This is a genomic window from Mesorhizobium sp. M7A.F.Ca.US.005.03.2.1, assembly GCF_003997795.1.
GTDB lineage: Bacteria > Pseudomonadota > Alphaproteobacteria > Rhizobiales > Rhizobiaceae > Mesorhizobium > Mesorhizobium ciceri.
The window spans coordinates 1-4,145 of sequence record NZ_RZRP01000570.1; the positions used below are offsets into that span (position 1 = coordinate 1).

4 protein-coding genes and 1 pseudogene are annotated in these 4,145 nt (G+C 62.6%); all 5 read left to right on the forward strand.

What is annotated here, in order from left to right; translation table 11 throughout:
• The coding region (locus EN991_RS25785; RefSeq protein WP_164769367.1) for an ABC transporter permease at nucleotides 1-801 on the forward strand (801 nt) is incomplete at its 5' end.
• Nucleotides 802-803: 2 nt separating this feature from the next.
• Nucleotides 804-1,571 carry an ATP-binding cassette domain-containing protein gene (locus EN991_RS25790; RefSeq protein WP_023810655.1) on the forward strand — a complete coding sequence of 256 codons (768 nt, stop codon included), beginning with the start codon at nucleotides 804-806 and terminating at the stop codon, nucleotides 1,569-1,571.
• Nucleotides 1,572-1,683: 112 nt separating this feature from the next.
• Nucleotides 1,684-2,679: an inositol 2-dehydrogenase gene (iolG, locus tag EN991_RS25795; protein WP_013528364.1), complete on the forward strand. Its 996-nt coding sequence runs from the start codon at nucleotides 1,684-1,686 to the stop codon at nucleotides 2,677-2,679.
• Nucleotides 2,680-2,713: 34 nt separating this feature from the next.
• Complete coding sequence (locus EN991_RS25800; RefSeq protein ID WP_013528365.1) at nucleotides 2,714-3,508, forward strand: SDR family oxidoreductase; 795 nt, start codon at nucleotides 2,714-2,716, stop codon at nucleotides 3,506-3,508.
• A 517-nt stretch (nucleotides 3,509-4,025) separates the two neighbouring features.
• Nucleotides 4,026-4,145, forward strand: a pseudogene (locus tag EN991_RS25810) (3-deoxy-7-phosphoheptulonate synthase); the annotation flags it as partial.

Consider the following 4,145-nt stretch of genomic DNA (forward strand, 5'->3'; position numbering starts at 1 on the left):
GACCTGTCCTCGGGCTCGATCGTCGGCGCGACCGCCATGATCGCCATGAGCTTCGCCCAGGTGGCGACGGTCAACGGCAACCCCAATCCCAAGGCGATGTTCCTGGCGCAAGGCTGGACCGACCTGCCTGTCATCGTGCCGCTGCTGGTGGCGATCGCCTGCGGCCTCTTCGCCGGCCTGGTCAATGGCGCGCTGATCGCCTACACGCGCATTCCGCCGTTCATCGCCACGCTCGGCATGATGGTGACCGCGCGCGGCATCGCCAAATGGTGGTCCAAGGGCCAGCCGATCTCGTTTCCCACCGAGAGTTTCGCCAGCATCGGCAAAGGCCTGATGCCGGTCGTCATCTTCCTGTCGCTGGCCATCCTGTTCCAGCTGATCATGACCTATACGAGGTACGGCAAGCACTGTTACGCGATCGGCTCCAATGAGGACGCCGCGCGCATGTCCGGCATCAAGATCGCCAATCACAAGATCCTGGTCTACGTCATCGCCGGCATTCTCGCCGCGCTCGCCGCCGTGGTGCTGAGCTCCAAGAACCTGACCGCGCAGTCCGGCATGGGCGTGATGTACGAACTCGACGCCATCGCCATGGCGGTCATCGGCGGGGTCTCGCTGTCGGGCGGCCGCGGCTCGATCATCGGCACGGTGATCGGCTCGCTGATCTTCGGCGTCATCATCTCCGGCTTCACCTTCCTGCGCCTCGACGCCTACTACCAGGAGATGGTCAAGGGCGTGATCATCGTCGGTGCGGTGGTTCTCGACCAGTGGCGCCAACGCCTGCGGGCAATGAGGGCATGACCATGTCAGACATCGTCCTGAAGACCGAAAACCTGACCAAGCGCTATGGCGGCGTGCATGCGCTGGAAGGCGCGAACTTCGAGCTGCGCAAGGGCGAGCATGTCGCCATCATGGGCGACAACGGCGCCGGCAAATCGACCTTCGTGCGCCAGATCACCGGCGTCGAGCAGCGCACCAGCGGCCAGATCTGGTTCGACGGCAAGGAAGTGAATTTTGCCGGGCCGATCGAGGCCCGCACGGCGGGCATCGAGACCGTGTTCCAGAATCTGGCGCTGGCCGACGATCTCGACGTGCCGTCGAACCTGTTCCTCGGCCGCGAGAAGGTTTTGTTCAACCTCGGCCCGTTCTCGATCCTCGACCGCAAATACATGCGCAAGGCAACCGAGGCGGCGCTGGTCCGCACGGCGGTGAAGATCCCCAATCTGTCCAACACCATCCGCCACATGTCGGGCGGCCAGCGCCAGTGCGTGGCGATCGCCCGGACGGCGACCTTCGCCTCCAAGCTGATCATCATGGACGAGCCCACCGCCGCCCTTGGCGTGCAGGAGACCGCGCAGGTCGAAAACATCGTGCGTACGCTCAAGGACAATGGCGAGCCGCTGATCCTGATCAGCCACAATATGCGCCAGGTGTTCGATCTCTGCGACCGCATCGTCGTGTTCCGGCGCGGCCGCATCGTCGCCAATCTGCGCAAGGAGAACACCGACGGAAACGACATCGTCTCCTACATCACCGGCGCCAAGACCGGGGAGGCGGAACTCGCGGCCTAAAACAGGATGGTCATCCTGTTTTCTGGCGCGCTCGAAACATAGCCTTGCCACCTTTCCCCAAAAGCAAGGTGCGGACAACTCTCTCCAACCCATCCCCCCAGAGGAAATACCCATGACCGTTCGCTTCGCTCTCCTCGGTGCCGGCCGCATCGGCAAGGTCCACGCCCGTGCCGTCGGCTCCAATCCGCAGGCCAAACTGGTTGCGGTTGCCGATGCGTTCGAGAAGGCGGCCACCGAACTGGCCAGCGCCTATGGCGCCGAGGTGCGCAGCATCGAGGACATCGAGAAAGCCGGAGATATCGACGCCGTCATCATCTGCACGCCGACCGACACCCATGCCGATCTGATCGAGCGCTTCGCCAAGGCCGGCAAGGCGATCTTCTGCGAGAAGCCGATCGACCTCGACGTCAAGCGCGTCGAGAAATGCCTGGCCGTGGTCGAGAAGACCAAGGCGACGCTGATGGTCGGCTTCAACAGGCGCTTCGATCCACACTTCGCCGCCGTGCGCAAGGCGATCGACGACGGCGCCATCGGCACCGTCGAGATGGTCACCATCACCTCGCGCGATCCCGGCGCGCCGCCGATCGACTACATCAAGCGTTCGGGCGGCATTTTTCGCGACATGACCATCCATGATTTCGACATGGCGCGCTTCCTGCTCGGCGAAGAGGTCGTGGCGGTCAGCGCCCATGCCTCGGTGCTGGTCGACAAGAAGATCGGTGATGCCGGCGATTTCGATAGCGTCAGTGTCATCCTCGAAACCGCTTCCGGCAAGCAGGCCGTCATCTCCAACTCGCGCCGCGCCACCTATGGCTACGACCAGCGCATCGAGGTGCATGGCTCGAAAGGCATGGTCGCGGCCGAGAACCAGCGCCCGGTGTCGATCGAGCTGGCCAACGAGAAGGGCTATACCCGCCCGCCGCTGCACGACTTCTTCATGACCCGCTATCTCGACGCCTATGCCAATGAGATCGCTGCTTTCATCGCCGCAGCGACATTAGGCAAGAAGGCCGCGCCGAGCGGCGCGGACGGACTGGTGGCGCTGAAACTGGCCGACGCAGCGCTGAAATCAGCAACGACCGGCAAGACCGTCCGTCTCGACAAGTAAGAGAACCCTTAGGAAAAACCACAGGAGCAGAGCGATGAGCGCATCAGCCGATCGCAATTCACAGACACGCGCCATCGTCACCGGCGGCGCGCAAGGCATTGGCTTTGCCGTCGCCGAGGCCTTGGCCGATGAAGGCTGCCGGGCACTGGCGCTCATCGGCCGCTCGCAGGAGAAGGGCGACAAGGCTGTCGCCCATTTCAAGAAAGCCGGCGTCGATGCGATTTTCATCAGCGCCGATGTGTCAAAAGTGGCGGACTGCAAGCGCGCGGTCGCCACCGCGATCTCGCATTTCGGCACCGTCAACGCGCTGGTCAACGCCGCCGCCACTTCGGCGCGCGGTTCGCTGGTCGAAACCTCCGAAGAGTTGTTCGATACGATTTTCGATACCAATGTGCGCGGCCCGTTCTTCCTGATGCAGGGCGTGGTGGCGCATCTCCTTGAGAAGAAGGCACCCGGCTCGATCGTCAACGTGCTGTCGATGTCGGCGCATACCGGCCAGTCGTTCCTGACGCCCTATTCGACCAGCAAGGGCGCGCTGATGACGCTGACCAAGAACGTCGCCAATGCTTATCGCTACAACCGCATCCGCTGCAATGCGGTGCTGCCCGGCTGGATGGATACGGAAGGCGAGGACATCGTGCAGAAGAAGTGGCACGACGCGCCGGACGACTGGCTGGCGAAAGCCGAAGCGACGCAGCCGATGGGCCAGTTGGTCAAGCCGGACCAGCTTGCCCGTCTGATCAGCTACATGGTCAGCCCGCAGTCCGGTGTCATGACCGGGTCGCTGGTCGACTACGATCAAAGCATTGCGGGGGCGTCACCGGAGTAACGCCGGCGAGTCTCAAACGCCCATCACTTCGTCATCCACGGGCGGAGCAAGGAGCGTAGCGACGCAGCGCAGACCCGAGGATCCATGCCGCGACTTCTGAGCGTTGCTGCGGTGCGGAATTCTGCTCCGCTGCACCATTCGGCCAAAGTCACGGAATGGATCCCAGGGTCTCCGCGACGGAGCTTCGCTCCTGCTCCGCCCAGGGAGGACGAAGTTTGGGTGCTTCGGCCATCCCGAATTGTCTCCGCATCAGGGCACGTGACAAGTGCCTCCGCATCGACTATATGAGCCTCATGATCAACCTGACCGCCACATATTGGTACTTTAGGAGCTCGCTGGCGGCGGGAGGATTGCGCTCGATCTGAAGATTGCAGCAACAAGATCCGAACAGCCGCCATACCTGGCGGCTTTTTTGTTTTCAGCCGGCAGGTTTCCTCTAAATCAAAGAGGAGCATGATGTCGTCCGAAAACCGCTTCACACTTTTCGGCATCATGCTCTCGACAGGAGCAGAAAGCCGTGTTGACCACCACAGACGACCTCCGGGTCAAGGAAATCCGAGAACTGAGCACACCGGACGAGGTGATGCGGGAGATACCGCGCACTTTGACGGCGACGCGCACCGTCAGCGCATCGCGC